Consider the following 519-nt stretch of genomic DNA (forward strand, 5'->3'; position numbering starts at 1 on the left):
GGTCGAGCCAGATCACATAGGGAATGGACAGGAGGAACAGCACCGGCGCGATCCAGCCCAGGCACCACATGGCAAAGGCGAAAATTCCCTGCCAATAGAAGCGCCCCGTCGCAAAGATCAGCGCGATCCCGCCGAATGTCGCCCACAGCCCGGCCAGCTTGGTCAGGCTGATGTCCATCGTCTCGCGCAGCGGGCGGGGATTCGCCCAGTCGATTCCGGTCGAGGCGCGGCGATGCACCTTGTCTACCAGCACCGACCAGAGCAGCATCGGCATGCCCGCACAGACCAGATGCAACAGCGCCGCATAAGGTCCGTCGAGATGCCGCCACCGCGCAAAAGCGATCCAGCCCAGCGAACCCGCCAGCCCGGCCAGCCCGACACCCCGGCTCACGGCGGAGCGGGGACGCGGCGGACGCGAGCGAGGCGGGGCGGAATCGGCCATGGAAGGCGGGGTTTAGCGCAATTCGGTAAGCAAGGCGTTAGGGTGGTTCGACATGCAGCTATGCCCTTCTTCCCCTC

1 pseudogene is annotated in these 519 nt (G+C 65.7%); it reads right to left on the reverse strand.

The window, feature by feature from the left end:
* A pseudogene (locus NS355_RS17890) lies at nucleotides 1-442 on the reverse strand (protein-S-isoprenylcysteine methyltransferase); the annotation flags it as partial.
* Between the last annotated feature and the right edge of the window lie 77 nt (nucleotides 443-519).

It is taken from the genome of Sphingomonas yabuuchiae (genome assembly GCF_001477495.1).
In the GTDB taxonomy this organism is placed as follows: Bacteria; Pseudomonadota; Alphaproteobacteria; order Sphingomonadales; family Sphingomonadaceae; genus Sphingomonas; species Sphingomonas yabuuchiae_A.